Here is a 16495-nt window from a genome sequence, read left to right on the forward strand (position 1 = left end):
CTTATCCTTTAATAATGAAGCTTTCCTTTACAAAGAAGACTATTCTTAATGTAGTTCTAACTTTACTTCGATTTTCTTGCCGACATACCATAAAATAAAAATACCAATTGCTACAATGACTGATTTCACCGGATTATGAATAAATGACATTAAATCATGACCGATATACGTTAAAATAAAAATCATCACAAGTTTTCCGAACGCGAGTGCAAGGCCAAACTGTTTTACACTAATGCGAGATAAACCAGCAACAACATTTATAAGCGCAGACGGTGTAAACGGAAAACAAAATATAACGAAAATCGGCGCAAACCCTTTCCTTTCAATCCATCCCATTGCCTTTCGCACTCTCTCATGCTTATTTACAAAAGAAAAGAAACGACTTCGGCCAAAATGGCGGATAATGAAAAACACAAGTAAAGCACCTATTACTGATCCAAGCCAAGAATAAAGAAAACCGAGCCAAAATCCAAATGCAACAGCATTCGCCAGTACAAATACGATGAGTGGCAATGCCGGAATCAATGCTTCTATCATCGGTAAACCAATACCAAGAAGTGGTCCAAACGCTTTATAACTTTCAACAATATGATCCATATTTTCTGGTGAAAAATACTCTTTGATTGTCTGAAAATCCATTCTACACTTTACCCCTTTACTCTAAGTACTACCTCTACTGTATCATTGCTTATATGAAAGAGGAAATGGTAGATACGACATATGGAGATGTAATTATTAAGTTTCCATATCTTTCATTAGAATTCCTTCATTATTATGCTATGATAATCTATCAATATTCGACAGGACGTGTCGCGATTTTGGAAGTGGTCCTTTTGTTTTGGTGGCAAATTCCTTGGTAACTGAAATTATATTGGCGATTTCTCGAATATATCGACTTACCGACAAAAACTGACAAATAAAAGGATGGGGTTCCCCCCATCCTCTTACACTTCGCCTTCCTTAACGAAATACACTTTCTCATATGCTGGTTTCAGTCTAGATTCTTCAGTTTTATCAATCTCTTTAAAACAGGGGCTCCCTTGTTTTTTCCTACGATCTTCATATTCAGTACGCAATTTTGCCGTACGATTTAGTTGATTTTCAAAACTACTTTTTGATATTTCTAATTTCACAGCAAAGCCATTTATAAATCTAACAATAACATTTCCGTCCTTTGACTCTTTATTACTTTCAATATAAAAATGAGACAACCACGCGCACTCTTTTCTAGAGTATGAATAAGTGGGGAAAAAATAAAGTTGATCTGTCGGACTAATCGCAATCGGTGCTTTATGTGTAATATGAGTTAACTCTTTCGTTCCTTCTTTTCTGCCTAAGAAACTAGAACCATGCTTGCGGCAACTTCTTTCTATAATATCTAGAGGCTTTTGAAATACGAAAAAGGAATCTTCCCTCTCAACAACTCGTGTAACAATTTTCTTCTCACTTAGAATAACAGGAAGTAAGGCCATTGTATTTTTATTTACCACATAGTTTTCAACATAACGTTCTACTTTACTTTCCATATTCTACTGTCTCCTTTTTTCCATTTATATTAGCAGCTGCATATATAATTTTAGCATCTATGAAAAGGAAATGGTTTACAGATTTCGTTTTTTTACAATACTTTATCATTTATCAAACATCTTTTAAATTATAAAATAACTATATAGTGATTTTTAATAATAAAGTCGATACAAAATGTATTTATACTACCTATAAATATTTACAACTGCTTCCTCATTTCGCATCATTACGACAATTAACTTTGCTATAATTAAAAGATAAATCCAATATATGGAGGTCCACTATGGAAGAAAAAGAAGTGCAACCAACGATTCAAATGAAAAATAGTAGCATTGTGATCGTGAAAAACTCATCCAGCATTATATTCGGACTATTTTTCATTCTACTATTCTTCGTAAAGCCTTTTCGAAAATCGAAATGCCCTGAATGTAAGAAACGCGAAAAGAAAAAGATTGGAACAGAAGAGTAAAAGGCCTTCCATTTCGGAAGGCCTTTTACTCTTCTTCGTTTTGTATACTATTCCATCGTATATTATAACAAAAAAAGGGATGGCAGCAGCCATCCCTTTTTTCCATAATAAACTATAAATTATAGTTTGATTACGTTTTTAGCTTGAGGTCCACGGTTACCTTCTTCGATTTCGAAGCTAACTTTTTGACCTTCTTCTAAAGATTTGAAACCTTCAGTTTCGATTGCAGAGAAATGTACGAATACATCGTTTTCGCCTGGAACTTCGATGAAACCGAAGCCTTTTTCGTTGTTAAACCATTTTACTTGTCCTGTTACTGCCATGATTATTTCCTCCTAAGAAAATACAAATTTTTAAGTTTTTAGTCTTCCTGTCTAAAAAAAGAATCCACACATTATCAAATACGAAACATAAACTAGTTCTCACATACTTTTTCTCGTTCGTTTTCAGCACTTGATAACATATGGATTGCTTAATTTAACTATTCAACTGGGACTATCATAGCACATTAAAATAAAATGTACAATCTTTTTTGAAAATAACTGACAAATTAAATTGATTATACATTCGTAAATAATTGATTTTAGTATGTGCGGATTTCACTTTAAAATGAACACACATACCATTTGAATACGATTACATCCCTTATTCTGAAGTGTTACAATATAATTATATTGGAGGGGATTATATGTCAAACTACGCCAACGAAGAAAAGCTTACAGGGGGAAATGTATCAAATGTGTATCGTTCTGAAAATACTGTTCGGCGAGAATTAAAGCCAGGTAGTGCAAACATTCATACATTATTACAACACTTAAAAAACAAAGGGTTTCATCATTCTCCAAAGTTTTTAGGTGTAGATGAAAAAGATAGAGAAATTTTATCCTTTATTGAAGGAGAAGCTGGGAATTATCCGTTAAAAGAATATATGCGGTCTAATGCTGTTTTAAAAGAAATAGCAAAGATGCTCCGCCTTTATCATGATGCAGTAAGTGACTTTCCGTTATTAAATGAATGGAAACCGATGGATCATACTCCAAATAACATGGAGGTTATATGCCATAACGATTTTGCCATATATAATATTATTTTTAATGACGAGAAACCAGTCGGCATTATTGATTTCGATGTCGCTGCTCCTGGTCCAAGAATTTGGGATATCGCTTATACGCTGTATACTTGTGTGCCTTTAAGTAGAACGTATTATACAGAATCGGGTGAGGCAGTTCATTATGACTCATCGCAACATGCTGGCCATATGAAAGAAAGAGTGAAATTATTTGTCCAGTCCTACGGTAAAAGTATGGATGAAGATTACTTAGGAATGGTGTTACTACGATTAGAAGCTTTATGTACATATATGAAACGAAAAGCGCAAGAAGGCGATGTGAATTTCCAAAGAATGATTGATGAGGGACATTTAGAGCATTATGAAAAAGATATGGCGTTTATTCGTGATCATGGAGCTGAGTGGATGTAATCATATTGTCTTTTTTTGTCGGTAAGTCGATATCCTTTGTCGAATCGTCGATATATTGAAATAATCGTTGATATATCGAAAAAATCGTCGATATATTTTAATTTACTCGCGCATCGTTTAAAAAATAATAAGGGGCAGTAAGACCCCCACCTCAAAATGCAGCGAAAGCAAAGAATTTAGGTGGGGGATCAACTGCCCATAAAAGTCCGATTGGTTCAACTAATAATCAGTGGGGGATGAAGAAAACCCCCACTGATTAAAGTTTCACTTTATTTTGTAAACTGTGCTTCTTCTGTAGATCCTTTTAGCGCTGTCGTTGATGAAGTACCGCCTGTAATAACTTGTGCTACTTCATCAAAGTAACCTGTTCCTACTTCGCGTTGGTGACGTGTTGCGGAGTAGCCGTGTTTTTCTGCTGCGAATTCTGCTTGTTGTAGTTCAGAGTATGCTGCCATGCCGCGCTCTTTATAGCCACGTGCTAATTCAAACATGCCGTAGTTTAATGAGTGGAATCCAGCAAGTGTTACGAACTGGAACTTATAACCGTAAGATGCGATTTCTTTTTGGAAACTCGCAATTGTTTTCTCATCTAGTTTTTGTTTCCAGTTGAATGAAGGTGAACAGTTATATGCAAGTAATTTCCCTGGATGCTCTTTATGAATTGCGTCTGCAAATCGTTTTGCATCTTCTAAATTCGGTTCAGACGTTTCACACCAAACGAGGTCTGCATAAGGAGCGTATGCTAAACCACGTGCAATTGCTTGATCAAGACCCGCTTTCGTACGGTAAAATCCTTCTGGAGTTCTTTCTCCTGTAATAAATGCTTTATCAACTGGATCAATATCGCTCGTAATTAAATCTGCTGCATCCGCATCTGTTCTTGCAACAATAATGGTCGGTACTCCCATTACGTCTGCTGCAAGGCGTGCCGAAATTAAATTACGCACCGCAGTTTGCGTCGGTAATAATACTTTTCCGCCTAAATGGCCGCATTTTTTCTCTGAGGATAATTGATCTTCAAAGTGCACACCTGATGCACCTGCTTCAATCATACCTTTCATCAGTTCGAATACGTTTAATTGTCCGCCAAATCCTGCTTCTGCATCTGCTACAATCGGTACGAAATAATCTGTATCATCGCTTCCTTCCATATGCTGAATTTGATCCGCACGTTGCAGCGTTTGATTAATTCGTTTTACTACAGCAGGTACGCTGTTCGCTGGATATAAACTTTGGTCTGGATACATATGTCCAGAAAGGTTCGCATCTGCTGCTACTTGCCACCCACTTAAATAAATTGCTTTTAGTCCAGCTTTTACTTGCTGCATCGCTTGGTTCCCTGTTAATGCGCCAAGTGCGTTAATGTAATCTTCCGTATGAAGCGATGACCAAAGCTTTTCAGCACCGCGGCGCGCTAATGTATGTTCAATATCAATCGATCCGCGCAGGCGAATTACATCTTCTGCCGAATATGGACGTGTGATCCCTTTCCAACGCGTATCTAATTCCCAGCTTTCTTGTAATTTCTCGATTCTTTCGTTTTTCATTTGTTCCATCCCCTTTTCAATTTTTATAAAATTTCATAACCCGGTAATGTTAAAAATGGTACGAATTCATCATTACGAACGAGATTTGTAAACAATGTTGTCGCCTCTTGGAATCTCCCTTTCTTAAAGGCTTCTTTACCAATCTCTCTTTCTATTTTTGTTAGCTCTTCTTCTTTTAGCTCTTCCATCAGTTCAAACGTAATATTACGACCGTCATTTAGCTTTCCACCTTCATGGCGAATCCATTGCCATACTTGTGCTCTAGAAATTTCCGCTGTTGCCGCATCTTCCATTAAGTTATAAATTGGTGCGGCTCCCCGGCCGCTTAACCAAGATGCGATATATTGAATGCCTACGCTAATATTTAGGCGAAGTCCCTCTTCTGTAATCGTTCCCACTGGTACTTCTAATAAATCCTTTTCTGTAACATGTATTTCTTCACGTTTTCTAAAAATTTGATTCGGTGTTTTCATAATGTGATTAAATACTTCCATCGCGACTGGTACAAGTCCCGGGTGGGCAACCCAAGTCCCGTCATGACCGTCTAAAGCTTCGCGCTCCTTATCTGCACGCACTTTTTCAAAAGCTGCTTCATTTGCTTCTGGATTGTTTTTAATCGGAATTTGCGCTGCCATTCCTCCAATAGCTGGTGCATTACGGCGGTGACACGTTTGAATAACTTTCAAAGAATACGCGCGCATAAACGGCGCCGTCATCGTGACTTGCGCTCTATCTGGAAGTAAAAATTTATTATGATTACGGAAACTCTTTAGAAAGCTGAAAATATAATCCCATCTTCCGCAATTTAACCCAGCAGAATGATCTTTAAGTTCATACAAAATTTCATCCATTTCAAACGAAGCGTGAATCGTTTCCAGTAGCACCGTTGCTTTAATTGTTCCGTTTGGAATACCGATATATTTTTGAGCAAATACGAAAACATCATTCCATAACCTTGCTTCTAAATGACTTTCCATTTTCGGTAAGTAAAAGTATGGACCGCTTCCTTTTGCTAAAAGAGCTTTCGCATTATGGAAAAAATAAAGTCCAAAATCTACTAAGCTACCAGACATATTCTTCCCGTCAACTTGCATATGTTTTTCTTCTAAATGCCATCCTCTTGGACGCACAATTAATACTGCTGTTTTACTATTTAAACGATATTCTTTTCCGTTTTCACTTTTATGTGAAATCGTTCCCCGAACTGCATCCCGTAAGTTTATTTGGCCTTCAATTGCATTCTCCCAAGTTGGTGAATTCGAATCTTCAAAGTCTGCCATAAAAAGATGTGCTCCTGAATTTAAAGCATTAATAACCATCTTTCTATCTACTGGTCCAGTAATCTCTACGCGGCGATCCTCTAAATCTTTTGGCAACTTGGCAATTGTCCAATCCGCTTCACGTATGCGCTTTGTTTCTTCTAAAAACTTCGGAAACTCTCCTGCATCAATTCTCTTTTGTTTCTCCGCACGCTTTTGTAAAAGTTCTATGCGGCGCTCATTGAAATTTCCATGTAGTTCCTTCAAAAAACTAAGCGCCTCAGGTGTCAATATTTCGTTGTACGCTGGTAACATTTCTCCGGGCATTGTAACCCGTGAAGTTTGCGTCGACATATTAGCATCCCCTTCTTAAACTGTTTTATAACAGATTTAATTTTATGTTTTATATTATATAACAAATCTTCAGAAAAGGAAGTTTTTTTTGAAAATTCATTTCGTTTTTTTTCAAAATGCCTTTCTTTCGCACTTTATTCCATACAAAAAAGGCCACTGTTATACAACAATGACCTTTTTGTATGATATTCTCTATTTCCAATCCTCTTTCAAATGATAATTAATAATCGCATTGTTTATAAACTGAGCATATTGCGCTCTCGGTACAGGGCCATTTAATTCATACATCCCTTTTCCAGTCCCTGTCACAACTTGATTAGATTGCAGCGCACTAATGGCCCCTTCTGCCCAATGCCCTTTTGGTACATCTTTAAATGTATGTTTTTGTTTTGCTTTGAAAGTATATGCTTTTTGAAGCGCTACTGCCATTTCAGCTCGAGTAATTGGCGCTTTCGGTCTAAAGTTTCCGTTTGCATCACCTTTAAAAACACCACGTTTTGTTAGCGCTAAAATTTCCTTTTGGAAATCAGTTGAACTTCCGGAAATATCTTTGTATGGATTCGCTATTGCCCCTTCGTCTTTCATTTCAAGTGTTTTGTAAATAACACCAGCTACTTGTTCACGTGTTGTAAGATCTCCAACACCATACTTTCCATTTCCGTATCCAACTATTATTTTATTATAAGCTAAATCTAAAATAGCATCATATGCCCAAAATCCGTATGGAACATCATCAAATACGATCATTTCCGGATATTCTTCCGCTTTTACAGTGGCCACATTCGTTCCTGCAAATATACCGCCTACCATTGTCGCAATCATCATTACACCCAATATTTTTTTCTTCATTGTCCTCTCTCCCTATTTCTATTTTATGTTAAATAGAAAAATAATAGATAATACGAAGTTATCCATACTACATATGAAGTATCTTCAAATAAAATGAACTTCATTATTTCAGGAGTATTAATTTGTTGGTGAATGTAAGATAAAATGCAAATCTTCTAGAAGAACCATTTCGACTACCTTTCTGCTTTATACCTCCTTCTTTCTTATTTCAAAAAGGAAGCTGTCACATCTAAGGTGCTATATATTAAAAATTCTACAATCTCTTTGTGAACTCCTTTACATTTTAAAATTTCATTTTATTGACACAAAAAGAAGCAGTACACTACTGCTTCTTTTCTTTTTCATATTGTTCAAACGTATGAATTCTTTCAAAAATTGGTGGATGTGTGTATAAGAAAAACTTCACTAATGCAGGCGGATTTACTTGGCTTAAACTCGTTTTTGATAAATATTGAAACGTTTTTACACCAGATGCCCCATCTTTTGTCATGTCTAAAGCATATTGATCTGCCGCTCGTTCTTCTATACGAGAAACATAGTTTGTTGCTGGCTGCGATGCAAAAGAGAGTACAGAAGAAATTAAGAAAAATAAAGGTAAAATTGAGAAACATGCTACTTTTGACATTTGCAGCGTATCTCCCCATTTTCGAATGCACATATTTATAATACGACTAATGAGATACATCCCTATAAACGATAGCAGCACATAACTGGCAACACCCCAATATATATGTTTCATAACATAATGCCCCATTTCATGGGCCATTATAAATAAAATCTCTTTATCTTTTAATTGCTTAAGTGTTGTATCCCACATTACAATACGGGCGTTAGGGCCAATTCCTGTTACATATGCATTTAACGCATTCGTTTTCTCTGACATATTTACTTCATACACGTGTTTAGCAGGAATGTCAGCTTTGTCTGCTATCGCTAAGATTTTCGTTTCTAATTCTTTATTTTTTAGCGTCGAAAAGTCGTTATACAGTGGATCAATTACAACAGGCTGTATAAATGTTAAAAAGATTGTAAATGGTACAGAGAGCGCCCAGCCTGCTAGCCACCATCTCTTCGGGAATTTACGGATAAGCCATAATAGAACGGTAACTACAATTAACATCGTCGCATAACTTTCCCAAAAACCGATAACGTGATCTTTTATCCAGCTTTGTGTACTTTGCGTTGAAATGCCGTAATCAACGGACACTTTTCGGCTAATCCATTGCATCGGTAGGGCAAGAACTGTTGTGAGTAATGATAAATAAAAGAAATAAATCGCAACTTGCAGGACACTTATTTTCGTCGTTTCCTTCGACCATTTCTCAAACTTTTTCGAAACACCGAGCACAAGTACAAATAATAATATAATCCATTCTAGAGGCGTCGCTAAAAAGTATAGTAAATTTTTCACGCGCGAATAATCTTGGCTTAGCGTAAGCTCTCTTGCATTCATAAACGTTTCTGGATCTGCACCCGTTCCTTTATACATGTCCGGAATCAGTTCATGATTCCATCCAAATAAATACCAATATATAAGCAATGCAAACCCAACGTACAAAAAAAGCGACCACCCAATAACCTTCCTCACGCTATTCCCTCCTCTATGCTGCCTGTCTATTATTATTGTAAGTTCGTACATGCTAAATTAGAACAAGCTTATTATGCGAATTGCTCGCGAGCCTTTTATTTACATAAAAAAACTCTTCCACAAATAGAAGAGTTTTACCTACCTTTAGACACTTTCTTCGGTTCATACTCTGGGATAAGAAACGTACTTACAACCCAGCATATTAAACCAGCTCCTTTTATATAGCGTATATATTCATAGTCTTGAAAAAATAAAGTCGTTACAATAAGCGTAAAAAATCCAATTAAAACTAGTACGTATCCTATTTGCTTCTTAGATAACATAACGTTCCTCCTTAAGGAAGTACATCCACTAACAAACTAAAATCTTGTAAAGAAAAAGAACTATATTTCATAATACCTTGCACAGCTAAAAGTAAAATAAGACCGGTCACACACATATAATTAACGCTTTCTTCACTCTTTTTTTCAGCAACTATTCCGCCGCTTATACATAATATTCCTAACAAATGGAGTGCTAAATACATAAAGAAATAAGCTTCCTCCCAGCGAAGAATAACATTGACTGTCGTTATCAGCACAATACTAAGCAAAATCAAATAAAAAAACTTATTTGATGATATTGTTTCATTCATATAATTTTATACATCCCTTTCAAATTTAGAATTAATGATGTTTCAAAGCTATAAAGTAAATAATTGTTTTCATACTATAAAACAAAAGGTAAGCCACTATTACTTTCTCGAATATTTTATGAACCCACATATACTTCTCTTCATTTCTTCTGAAGATGCGCTTCATCATTTCTTCTACAATTAAACCAAATATTAATAAAACCCCTAACACAATAAGAAGAGAAATAATATTTTCTTTTAAATGAGTACTAGAAAATAAGTAATACTCTGGAAACACAATTGTATCTACTACAGGTTGCACCCAATGACACACGCTTTTATCACACATATCTGTAAGAGACGTAGACTCTATAATTTCTTTCAATATTTTTTCAAACGTTTTCTTCATCTTACTTACCCTCCACTACGTCTGAAAAACTCTTTTCCTGCTCTACATATATAGCCGGCATTTCTTTATTCCAATATTTGCGGTTAACAAATAAAAAGATGAGTACTAAGTTTAATCCCGTCATAAAAATAATAAGCCCTGGAAAGAACGTCGTATAATTTGAGAAATCTGCAAAACTCATGATCTCTTCTTTATTTATTAAAAAAGAAGCACCGATTACAAATGCATTGTTTAACATGTGAATAGCAATTGGCATGAGTAAGCTATTCGTACGAATATATACGATTGATAGTACAACGCTAAATACTACTGCACCTAGGAAATCAACATGTAACAACGCAAACAACATCGCTACTACAATGATTGCTATACCCGTTCCCCATTTTGCTGCAAAGCGTTGCAGCAAAAATCCCCGAAAAACAAACTCACCAATAATTGGTGCGATGAATACGACCATAATAAACTGATATACAAATCCCCCTGTGCTATCTATAATCGGTTCACGTAACGCGTTCATAATAAATTCCGGTGTAATCCATGCAAAGCTATACATGTACAAAATAAGATATCCGTAACTAAACACGGCTAACATAAGTGCAATGTATAAAACTTGCACCAGGTTAAATGTTTCATTTTTATTAATAAATAACGAAAAGGAAACACGGTGTTTTCTATACGCAAAAAAAATCCACGTAATCGGAAGGATATAGAATATAAGAATATTTATAAAAGTAGAATTTTGCATATGAAATGTATTTTCTATCAATTCATTACTGACCCTTGCAACTAAAGTTAATAGTGCAAATACAATTAAAAAATATCTAGCTCGCATCGTTTGAAACGGATTCACACTCATCTCCTCCCCTATGTTACTTTTATCATATCATTTGATTCTTAATTTTTTGAGAAAGAAAACCTTAAAATTTCCTTAAAAATTCCATAAGTTACAGAAAGATGATATGATATTCGAGGAAATTAGGAGGGATTTTTTATGTATGAAGCAAATATTTTGCTCGTTGATGATGAAACAGCAATTTTACAATTACTAACTACCATTCTTGAAAAAGAAGGTTTTTCTCATATTACAACTGCAACATCCGCTGAAATAGCTTTATCTCTCACCGAGCAAAACAATTACGATTTAATTATTTTAGATGTCATGCTTCCTGGACAATCTGGTTTTGATATTTGTCCGATCATTCGCCAGAAAACAGATTGCCCTATCTTCTTCCTCACAGCTAAAACATCTGATTTAGATAAAATATCTGGATTTTCACACGGTGCAGATGATTATATTACGAAGCCATTTAATCCACTTGAAGTAGTAGCTCGTATGAAAGCACAACTCCGTAGACATATGAAACAAGCTGTACCACACGAACAAAAAGCACACTCCAGTTCATTTGGCAGATTTGAAATTGATCGATATTCTGCAGAACTTACAGTAAATGGACATGTTGTCGAATGTTCCGCCCAGCTATTTCAGCTATTACTCTTCTTTTGCGAGAATCCGAACTACGTATTTTCGAAAGAAGAAATATACGAAAAAGTTTGGGGCGCACCTGCTTATAATGGCGATGACAATACGGTTATGGTCCACATTCGAAAACTACGTGAAAAAATTGAACAAGACCCAAGTAAACCAGAATATATAAAAACTGTTCGCGGACTTGGCTATAAGTTCATTACAAAGTAGGGTGACGATATGAACTTTAATAAACGACTTATTATCCAGTTTATTCTGCAACACGTATTTGTTTTAGTTACATTACTGATTGCTGTAGTAGCTGCTTTCACTTATTTAATTTTTCTTGTTACGAGCACTTCATACGAACCAAACATTCCAGACTCTGATAATTTTGTGATTGCAAGATATATCTCTTCAGAAGATGGCGATATTTCGTTAAAAGCTGAAGTAAAAGATTTAATTAAAGAGAAAAATGATTGGATTCAAGTTGTAGAGGAAAACGGAAAAGTTCTCTATCACTTTAATACGCCAAATGACGTACCGACATCTTATACGAAAACATCCCTATTCTCATATATACAGAATCATATAGAAAGCCCTTATACATTTACATATTGGGAAATTGAATTAGAAGAAAAAAACGTACTTGTTATTTACGGCGGTACGTTAAAAAGCAATGTATTACTGAAATCAATTCAGAAAGAGCATCCTTCTGTATCTACGGATTCTTTCACATTAACAGAAGAAGAAAAACAGTTACTTTCTAAAGAAAACGCAACGCTTCAACTCTTTAATAGTGGCGGCGAAGAAGTATTCTCCTATCCAAATGGAAAGAAAAAAACGTTTTCTGCCATACAAGCTGCTCTTAACGCAAAAGAACCGTGGAATCATAAAGAAAACACGTCTAGCTTTTACGACACAAATAGCAATCATCTTCTCATTGTAACTGCCAAAAATGAGCACTACTACCCAGATGATGAAATAGACGATGTATTTGCTAAAAAGTTTCTAATCGGATGCGGACTAATCCTTCTTATCGTATTTGTTTATTTAGTCATTCTTTCTATTTGGTACGGTAATAAATTTGGAAAACCGTTATTACATGCGATGCGCTGGCTTAAAAATATAGCTGGTGGAAAGTACGAAGAGCCTGTTAGTAAAAAAGGGAAACCTGTCAGGTTCCGGCGATCTGGTAAAGAGAAATGGTCATTCCGCTTATTTAGTGATGTAACAAATTCACTAGAGCACCTTTCTATTACACTCAAAAAAAATGATGCGATGAGGCAAGTATTGCAACAAACTCGTGAAGAATGGATTACTGGTCTCACACATGATTTAAAAACGCCACTAAGTTCTATTTATGGCTACGCATTATTACTAGAATCACAGCAATACAACTGGACTGATCGTGACATTCAACAATTTGGCAGCGTTATGAAAGAGAAATCTCAATATATGACGACGTTAATTGATGACTTAAGCTTAACGTATCAATTAAAAAATAACAGTCTTCCTGCGCAGCACGTAAATATTGAAATGAATCAATTCGTCCAAAAAGTATTATTACAATTTATTAATAATCCAACACTCCAAAATCAAAATATTGAATTCGTACCGAGCTCAAACAAAATTCAATATTTCATTGAAGAAAAATGGTTCCAGCGTATTATCGAAAACTTACTCGTAAACGCCGTAAAACATAATAATGAAACGACAAATGTCAGCGTAAAACTTTCCCAAAACGCTACTTCATTTACACTCTCTATTTCAGATAACGGAAAAGGAATGGATGACAAAACGAAAGAGCTTCTCTTTGAGCGATATTACAGAGGAACAAATACAGAAGAAAGCAACATCGGAACTGGACTTGGCCTCGCTATTACGAAGCAGCTCGTTCATGCTCATAACGGAACAATTTCGATTGATAGCGAACTTGGAAAAGGAACGACGATTATACTTGTGTTCCCGTTTCATTCGTAGGAAAGGCGCTATGTGGCGTCTTTTTTAGTGGAGGAGTTTGGTGGTAAATGAAATTATATTACTCGACTTTTATTCTTGTTTATTGCGATAGTTCGGTGGTACATGAAATTATATCGGCGATTTTCTGAATATATCAGCGCAACTCGAATTATATCGGCGATTTTTCAAATATATCAGCGCAACTCAAATTATATCGGCGATTTTCAAGATATATCGACTTACCGACAAAAATCGCCAAATATAGCAACCTATATTAGAAAAGCGAACCACTCAGTGGTTCGCTTTTCTTTCTATTACTTCTTCTTCACCGGTATCCAAAGTTCAATTTGGGCGAACTCGCTTTTATCTGCATGAGAACGCTCATCGTATAGTTCAAATTCATTAACGCCGCAATGTTCGTATCCTGAATGCGGGAACCATTCTGAGAATACTGCGTTCCACGTTTGGTGAATAGACGATACCATTTCTTCATGAGGAACTTTCGGCGTTGTAAATACAGCATATGTCGCTGCTGGGAAAGTACGCTTCGCAACTTCGTTTGGTACATTTTCAAAGCCTGTAACTTCCATTCCGATAATATACGTGAAGTCCCCTGTTTCTAAATTAAAATCAGTACATAATCCAAGCTCTACCCATTGGCTCGTATCTTTACGATTCGGAATTGTCGTTCCAAGATCTTTTTGTAAATATTCTTGCCAAAATGCTGGAATGTCTTGATGGTTTTTCCCTTCTTTACTTGTCGTCTTCAGTTCATAACCCGCCACTAAAAATTCTGGTTTATTTACAATACGATATTCCATTTGTATGCCTCCTAAATACGGATTTAATTTTCTTTGCTTTACATTCACGCTGTAATACATCGGCGTTTCAATTTCTTTTTTTCGATATTCACTCGGTGTCATTTGAAATATTTTTTTAAAGGCTCTCGTGAACGTTTCGTGAGATTGAAAGCCATGCTCAAATGCGATATCAATAACTTTTTCATCCGTATGAGAAAGTTGATAAGCTGCCCGGGCTAACCTCCTCTTTCGAACATACTCCATTACTGTATCACCTACTAATGCCTGAAATACACGATGAAAATGCGACTCAGAAAAACCTGCAATACGTGCTAAATTGCGCAGCGTCTGTTTTTCCATTACATCTTCCTCAATATAATCAATTGACCTTTGAATTTGTGTTTCATAGCTTTCCATCTCTGTTCACCCGCCTTATATGTATTATGATAAAAGAGAATCCTATCCAATTCTTGACGTTTTTTACTATAATTCCATAAAAAATTGTAACTTTTTTATATGTATTTCGTTGTTATGTATGAAGGGAGGGAAATGTAGTGAAACGCAAACAGTCATTAGAAGACATTTACTCCGAGCATATGCACGACTTATTTCGCTATCTTCTCTCCCTAACCGGAGATTCCCACTACGCGGAAGATCTCATGCAAGAAACGTTTTACCGAATGCTCGTCCATATTGACTACTATAAAGGAGAAGAAATTAGGCCTTGGTTATTTACGATTGCCTACAACGCCTTTATCGATTGGTATCGAAAAGAAAACAGATATAAAACAACGACAGTTGAAGAGTTCCATTTACCAAACGTACCAAGTACAGAGCACTCTTATTTCGTAAAACATGAGATTGCTAGTTGGTTAGACAACTTATCTTCCCTTCCCCTTGAAAGACGAAATGTCCTGCTACTACGAGATTACTACGGATTCTCGTATAAGGAAATAGCAGAAATGACTGGTCTCTCACTAGCGAAAGTGAAAATTGAATTACACAGGGGACGAAAAGAAACGAGAAACATAAAGGAGTGATAAGGATGGGTTGTACAGAGTTTAAAAAACTATGGGAGAAGTACGAAAACGGAACGCTCACGCATGATGAACAAGAAGAGTTAGAAAGTCATATTGAGACATGTGAAGAGTGTGAAGTTTACTTAGATGAGTTGCTTTCAAAGAGTGAACCGATAAAGAAAAGACTACCACCACAAAATCTTAAAATCCCATTTTGGAAAATAAAATGGAAACAGCGTTGGCAAACCGTTAGTTTTGTCCTTGCTGTTTGTATAGCAATCTATTTTGTTGGTCATTTCTCATCATCTTTTTACTTCTATAATATGAAAAAATTAGCTGAAGTAGATGAGATTCCAGCACTCGCACTAGAAGCAACAATGCCAAATAGTCGTTCCGTTGGAGAAAGTACGAAGGTTAAACCTTTTTTCCGTACAGAAAATGAAATGAGTTTCTATAAAACAATCGGTAAAAAAGAATTTCCAATTGGTACAGTAACAACACGTAGTTTCTTATCGTCTGTTACTGTCAAAAATCCATCTTGGGAAAACAGAGCCTATTCAAAAAAACTTTCCTTTGTTCATCCAAAAATCAAGGAAGCTGCTTCTTTGAAAGAATCATCTAAAAAAGTGTGGGATACACTTGGAAAGATACATGAGGGAACAGTTGCAGAAGTAGCGCTATCTTTTGACAAACCTTATACGTTACAAGAAGTCGAATCAATTCTATATAGCGCATTTGAAGCACAAGAAATGCCGCCAACTCCGTTATGGTACGCTTTAGACACAGGACAAGAAAGAATAAATGAAGACGATTTTATCTTGCATAGCGGAGAGATTATCGGATTTCGAGAACATATAGATCTTCCTGAAGATGAAACAAAAAAGCTACACACAAAAGAAGATGAAGTAATCGAAATGATGCGCATTCTTTCTGAACATAAAAAAATTGTGAGTGAAGCTACTCGGACTCGTGAAAAAGACCTGAACTTAGATAAGCGCTACCAGTATGTAAAAGATAACGGCGTTAAAGTATACGGCATGGTCATTACTGGCCCGTCGAAAGAATTATTGAAATTACAAAACTCACCGAATGTGCGTTATGCGACTCTTGGAGATATTGAGGTTTGGAATTGGTTTGATTATTAATGAGGAAAA

General features: G+C 35.8%; 18 protein-coding genes. 6 read left to right on the forward strand and 12 right to left on the reverse strand.

What is annotated here, in order from left to right; genetic code table 11:
- Positions 1-45: 45 nt before the first annotated feature.
- The gene (locus tag FOT98_RS14940; protein WP_048526648.1) at positions 46-639 is read right to left on the reverse strand and encodes a TVP38/TMEM64 family protein; all 594 of its coding nucleotides are present in this window, start codon (positions 637-639) and stop codon (positions 46-48) included.
- Positions 640-944: 305 nt separating this feature from the next.
- Entirely contained in the window at positions 945-1526 is a 582-nt protein-coding gene (locus FOT98_RS14945; protein ID WP_063263210.1) for a competence protein ComK, read from the reverse strand.
- A 284-nt stretch (positions 1527-1810) separates the two neighbouring features.
- Between FOT98_RS14945 and FOT98_RS14950 the strand changes: the two genes are divergently transcribed.
- Complete coding sequence (locus FOT98_RS14950) at positions 1811-1996, forward strand: hypothetical protein (protein WP_063263209.1); 186 nt, start codon at positions 1811-1813, stop codon at positions 1994-1996.
- Between the two features lie 119 nt (positions 1997-2115).
- On the opposite strand, the gene cspA is transcribed toward FOT98_RS14950, so the two are convergent.
- Complete coding sequence (cspA, locus tag FOT98_RS14955) at positions 2116-2319, reverse strand: RNA chaperone/antiterminator CspA (RefSeq protein ID WP_000301522.1); 204 nt, start codon at positions 2317-2319, stop codon at positions 2116-2118.
- Positions 2320-2684: 365 nt separating this feature from the next.
- Between cspA and FOT98_RS14960 the strand changes: the two genes are divergently transcribed.
- Complete coding sequence (locus FOT98_RS14960) at positions 2685-3476, forward strand: phosphotransferase (RefSeq protein ID WP_063263208.1); 792 nt, start codon at positions 2685-2687, stop codon at positions 3474-3476.
- A 269-nt stretch (positions 3477-3745) separates the two neighbouring features.
- Here the strand turns inward: FOT98_RS14960 and aceA are convergent, their stop codons facing one another.
- The 8 genes from aceA to FOT98_RS15005 form a co-directional block, all read right to left on the reverse strand.
- Complete coding sequence (gene aceA, locus FOT98_RS14970; RefSeq protein WP_000787360.1) at positions 3746-5023, reverse strand: isocitrate lyase; 1278 nt, start codon at positions 5021-5023, stop codon at positions 3746-3748.
- Positions 5024-5046: 23 nt separating this feature from the next.
- Entirely contained in the window at positions 5047-6636 is a 1590-nt protein-coding gene (gene aceB / locus FOT98_RS14975) for a malate synthase A (RefSeq protein WP_063261969.1), read from the reverse strand.
- A 192-nt stretch (positions 6637-6828) separates the two neighbouring features.
- Positions 6829-7485, reverse strand: a complete 657-nt coding sequence (locus tag FOT98_RS14980; RefSeq protein WP_063261970.1) for an S-layer homology domain-containing protein — start codon at positions 7483-7485, stop codon at positions 6829-6831.
- Positions 7486-7807: 322 nt separating this feature from the next.
- Positions 7808-9073, reverse strand: a complete 1266-nt coding sequence (locus FOT98_RS14985; RefSeq protein WP_063261971.1) for a M48 family metallopeptidase — start codon at positions 9071-9073, stop codon at positions 7808-7810.
- Between the two features lie 134 nt (positions 9074-9207).
- On the reverse strand, positions 9208-9396 hold the full coding sequence (locus FOT98_RS14990; RefSeq protein ID WP_016088942.1) for a hypothetical protein: 189 nt from the start codon (positions 9394-9396) through the stop codon (positions 9208-9210).
- Positions 9397-9407: 11 nt separating this feature from the next.
- The gene (locus FOT98_RS14995) at positions 9408-9707 is read right to left on the reverse strand and encodes a hypothetical protein (protein ID WP_001006046.1); all 300 of its coding nucleotides are present in this window, start codon (positions 9705-9707) and stop codon (positions 9408-9410) included.
- Positions 9708-9738: 31 nt separating this feature from the next.
- Positions 9739-10095, reverse strand: a complete 357-nt coding sequence (locus FOT98_RS15000) for a hypothetical protein (RefSeq protein WP_063261972.1) — start codon at positions 10093-10095, stop codon at positions 9739-9741.
- 1 nt (position 10096) lies between these two features.
- The gene (locus tag FOT98_RS15005; RefSeq protein WP_080467710.1) at positions 10097-10951 is read right to left on the reverse strand and encodes a CPBP family intramembrane glutamic endopeptidase; all 855 of its coding nucleotides are present in this window, start codon (positions 10949-10951) and stop codon (positions 10097-10099) included.
- Between the two features lie 135 nt (positions 10952-11086).
- Between FOT98_RS15005 and FOT98_RS15010 the strand changes: the two genes are divergently transcribed.
- The gene (locus FOT98_RS15010) at positions 11087-11791 is read left to right on the forward strand and encodes a response regulator transcription factor (RefSeq protein ID WP_063261974.1); all 705 of its coding nucleotides are present in this window, start codon (positions 11087-11089) and stop codon (positions 11789-11791) included.
- 9 nt (positions 11792-11800) lie between these two features.
- Entirely contained in the window at positions 11801-13543 is a 1743-nt protein-coding gene (locus FOT98_RS15015; RefSeq protein ID WP_063261975.1) for a sensor histidine kinase, read from the forward strand.
- Between the two features lie 293 nt (positions 13544-13836).
- Here the strand turns inward: FOT98_RS15015 and FOT98_RS15020 are convergent, their stop codons facing one another.
- Positions 13837-14739 (reverse strand): AraC family transcriptional regulator, encoded by a 903-nt coding sequence (locus FOT98_RS15020; protein WP_063261976.1) that lies wholly within the window; start codon positions 14737-14739, stop codon positions 13837-13839.
- Between the two features lie 137 nt (positions 14740-14876).
- On the opposite strand from FOT98_RS15020, the gene FOT98_RS15030 reads away from it, so the two are divergent.
- Positions 14877-15362, forward strand: coding sequence for an RNA polymerase sigma factor (locus tag FOT98_RS15030; RefSeq protein WP_063261977.1), 486 nt, complete (start codon positions 14877-14879; stop codon positions 15360-15362).
- A 5-nt stretch (positions 15363-15367) separates the two neighbouring features.
- Entirely contained in the window at positions 15368-16486 is a 1119-nt protein-coding gene (locus FOT98_RS15035; RefSeq protein ID WP_063261978.1) for an anti-sigma factor, read from the forward strand.
- Positions 16487-16495 lie beyond the last annotated feature (9 nt).

Source organism: Bacillus sp. HY001 (genome assembly GCF_007558965.1).
GTDB classification, from domain to species: domain Bacteria; phylum Bacillota; class Bacilli; order Bacillales; family Bacillaceae_G; genus Bacillus_A; species Bacillus_A mobilis.

Excerpts from the sequence above, each read along its gene's own strand:
- aceA (WP_000787360.1), bottom strand. The coding sequence starts at position 5,023 with ATGAAAAACGAAAGAATCGAGAAATTACAAGAAAGCTGGGAATTAGAT.
- FOT98_RS14990 (WP_016088942.1), bottom strand. The coding sequence starts at position 9,396 with ATGTTATCTAAGAAGCAAATAGGATACGTACTAGTTTTAATTGGATTT.
- FOT98_RS15035 (WP_063261978.1), top strand. The coding sequence starts at position 15,368 with ATGGGTTGTACAGAGTTTAAAAAACTATGGGAGAAGTACGAAAACGGA.
- FOT98_RS15000 (WP_063261972.1), bottom strand. The coding sequence starts at position 10,095 with ATGAAGAAAACGTTTGAAAAAATATTGAAAGAAATTATAGAGTCTACG.
- FOT98_RS15005 (WP_080467710.1), bottom strand. The coding sequence starts at position 10,951 with ATGAGTGTGAATCCGTTTCAAACGATGCGAGCTAGATATTTTTTAATT.
- FOT98_RS14995 (WP_001006046.1), bottom strand. The coding sequence starts at position 9,707 with ATGAATGAAACAATATCATCAAATAAGTTTTTTTATTTGATTTTGCTT.
- FOT98_RS14940 (WP_048526648.1), bottom strand. The coding sequence starts at position 639 with ATGGATTTTCAGACAATCAAAGAGTATTTTTCACCAGAAAATATGGAT.
- FOT98_RS15015 (WP_063261975.1), top strand. The coding sequence starts at position 11,801 with ATGAACTTTAATAAACGACTTATTATCCAGTTTATTCTGCAACACGTA.
- FOT98_RS14950 (WP_063263209.1), top strand. The coding sequence starts at position 1,811 with ATGGAAGAAAAAGAAGTGCAACCAACGATTCAAATGAAAAATAGTAGC.
- FOT98_RS14960 (WP_063263208.1), top strand. The coding sequence starts at position 2,685 with ATGTCAAACTACGCCAACGAAGAAAAGCTTACAGGGGGAAATGTATCA.
- cspA (WP_000301522.1), bottom strand. The coding sequence starts at position 2,319 with ATGGCAGTAACAGGACAAGTAAAATGGTTTAACAACGAAAAAGGCTTC.
- FOT98_RS15020 (WP_063261976.1), bottom strand. The coding sequence starts at position 14,739 with ATGGAAAGCTATGAAACACAAATTCAAAGGTCAATTGATTATATTGAG.
- FOT98_RS14980 (WP_063261970.1), bottom strand. The coding sequence starts at position 7,485 with ATGAAGAAAAAAATATTGGGTGTAATGATGATTGCGACAATGGTAGGC.
- FOT98_RS14945 (WP_063263210.1), bottom strand. The coding sequence starts at position 1,526 with ATGGAAAGTAAAGTAGAACGTTATGTTGAAAACTATGTGGTAAATAAA.
- FOT98_RS15010 (WP_063261974.1), top strand. The coding sequence starts at position 11,087 with ATGTATGAAGCAAATATTTTGCTCGTTGATGATGAAACAGCAATTTTA.
- aceB (WP_063261969.1), bottom strand. The coding sequence starts at position 6,636 with ATGTCGACGCAAACTTCACGGGTTACAATGCCCGGAGAAATGTTACCA.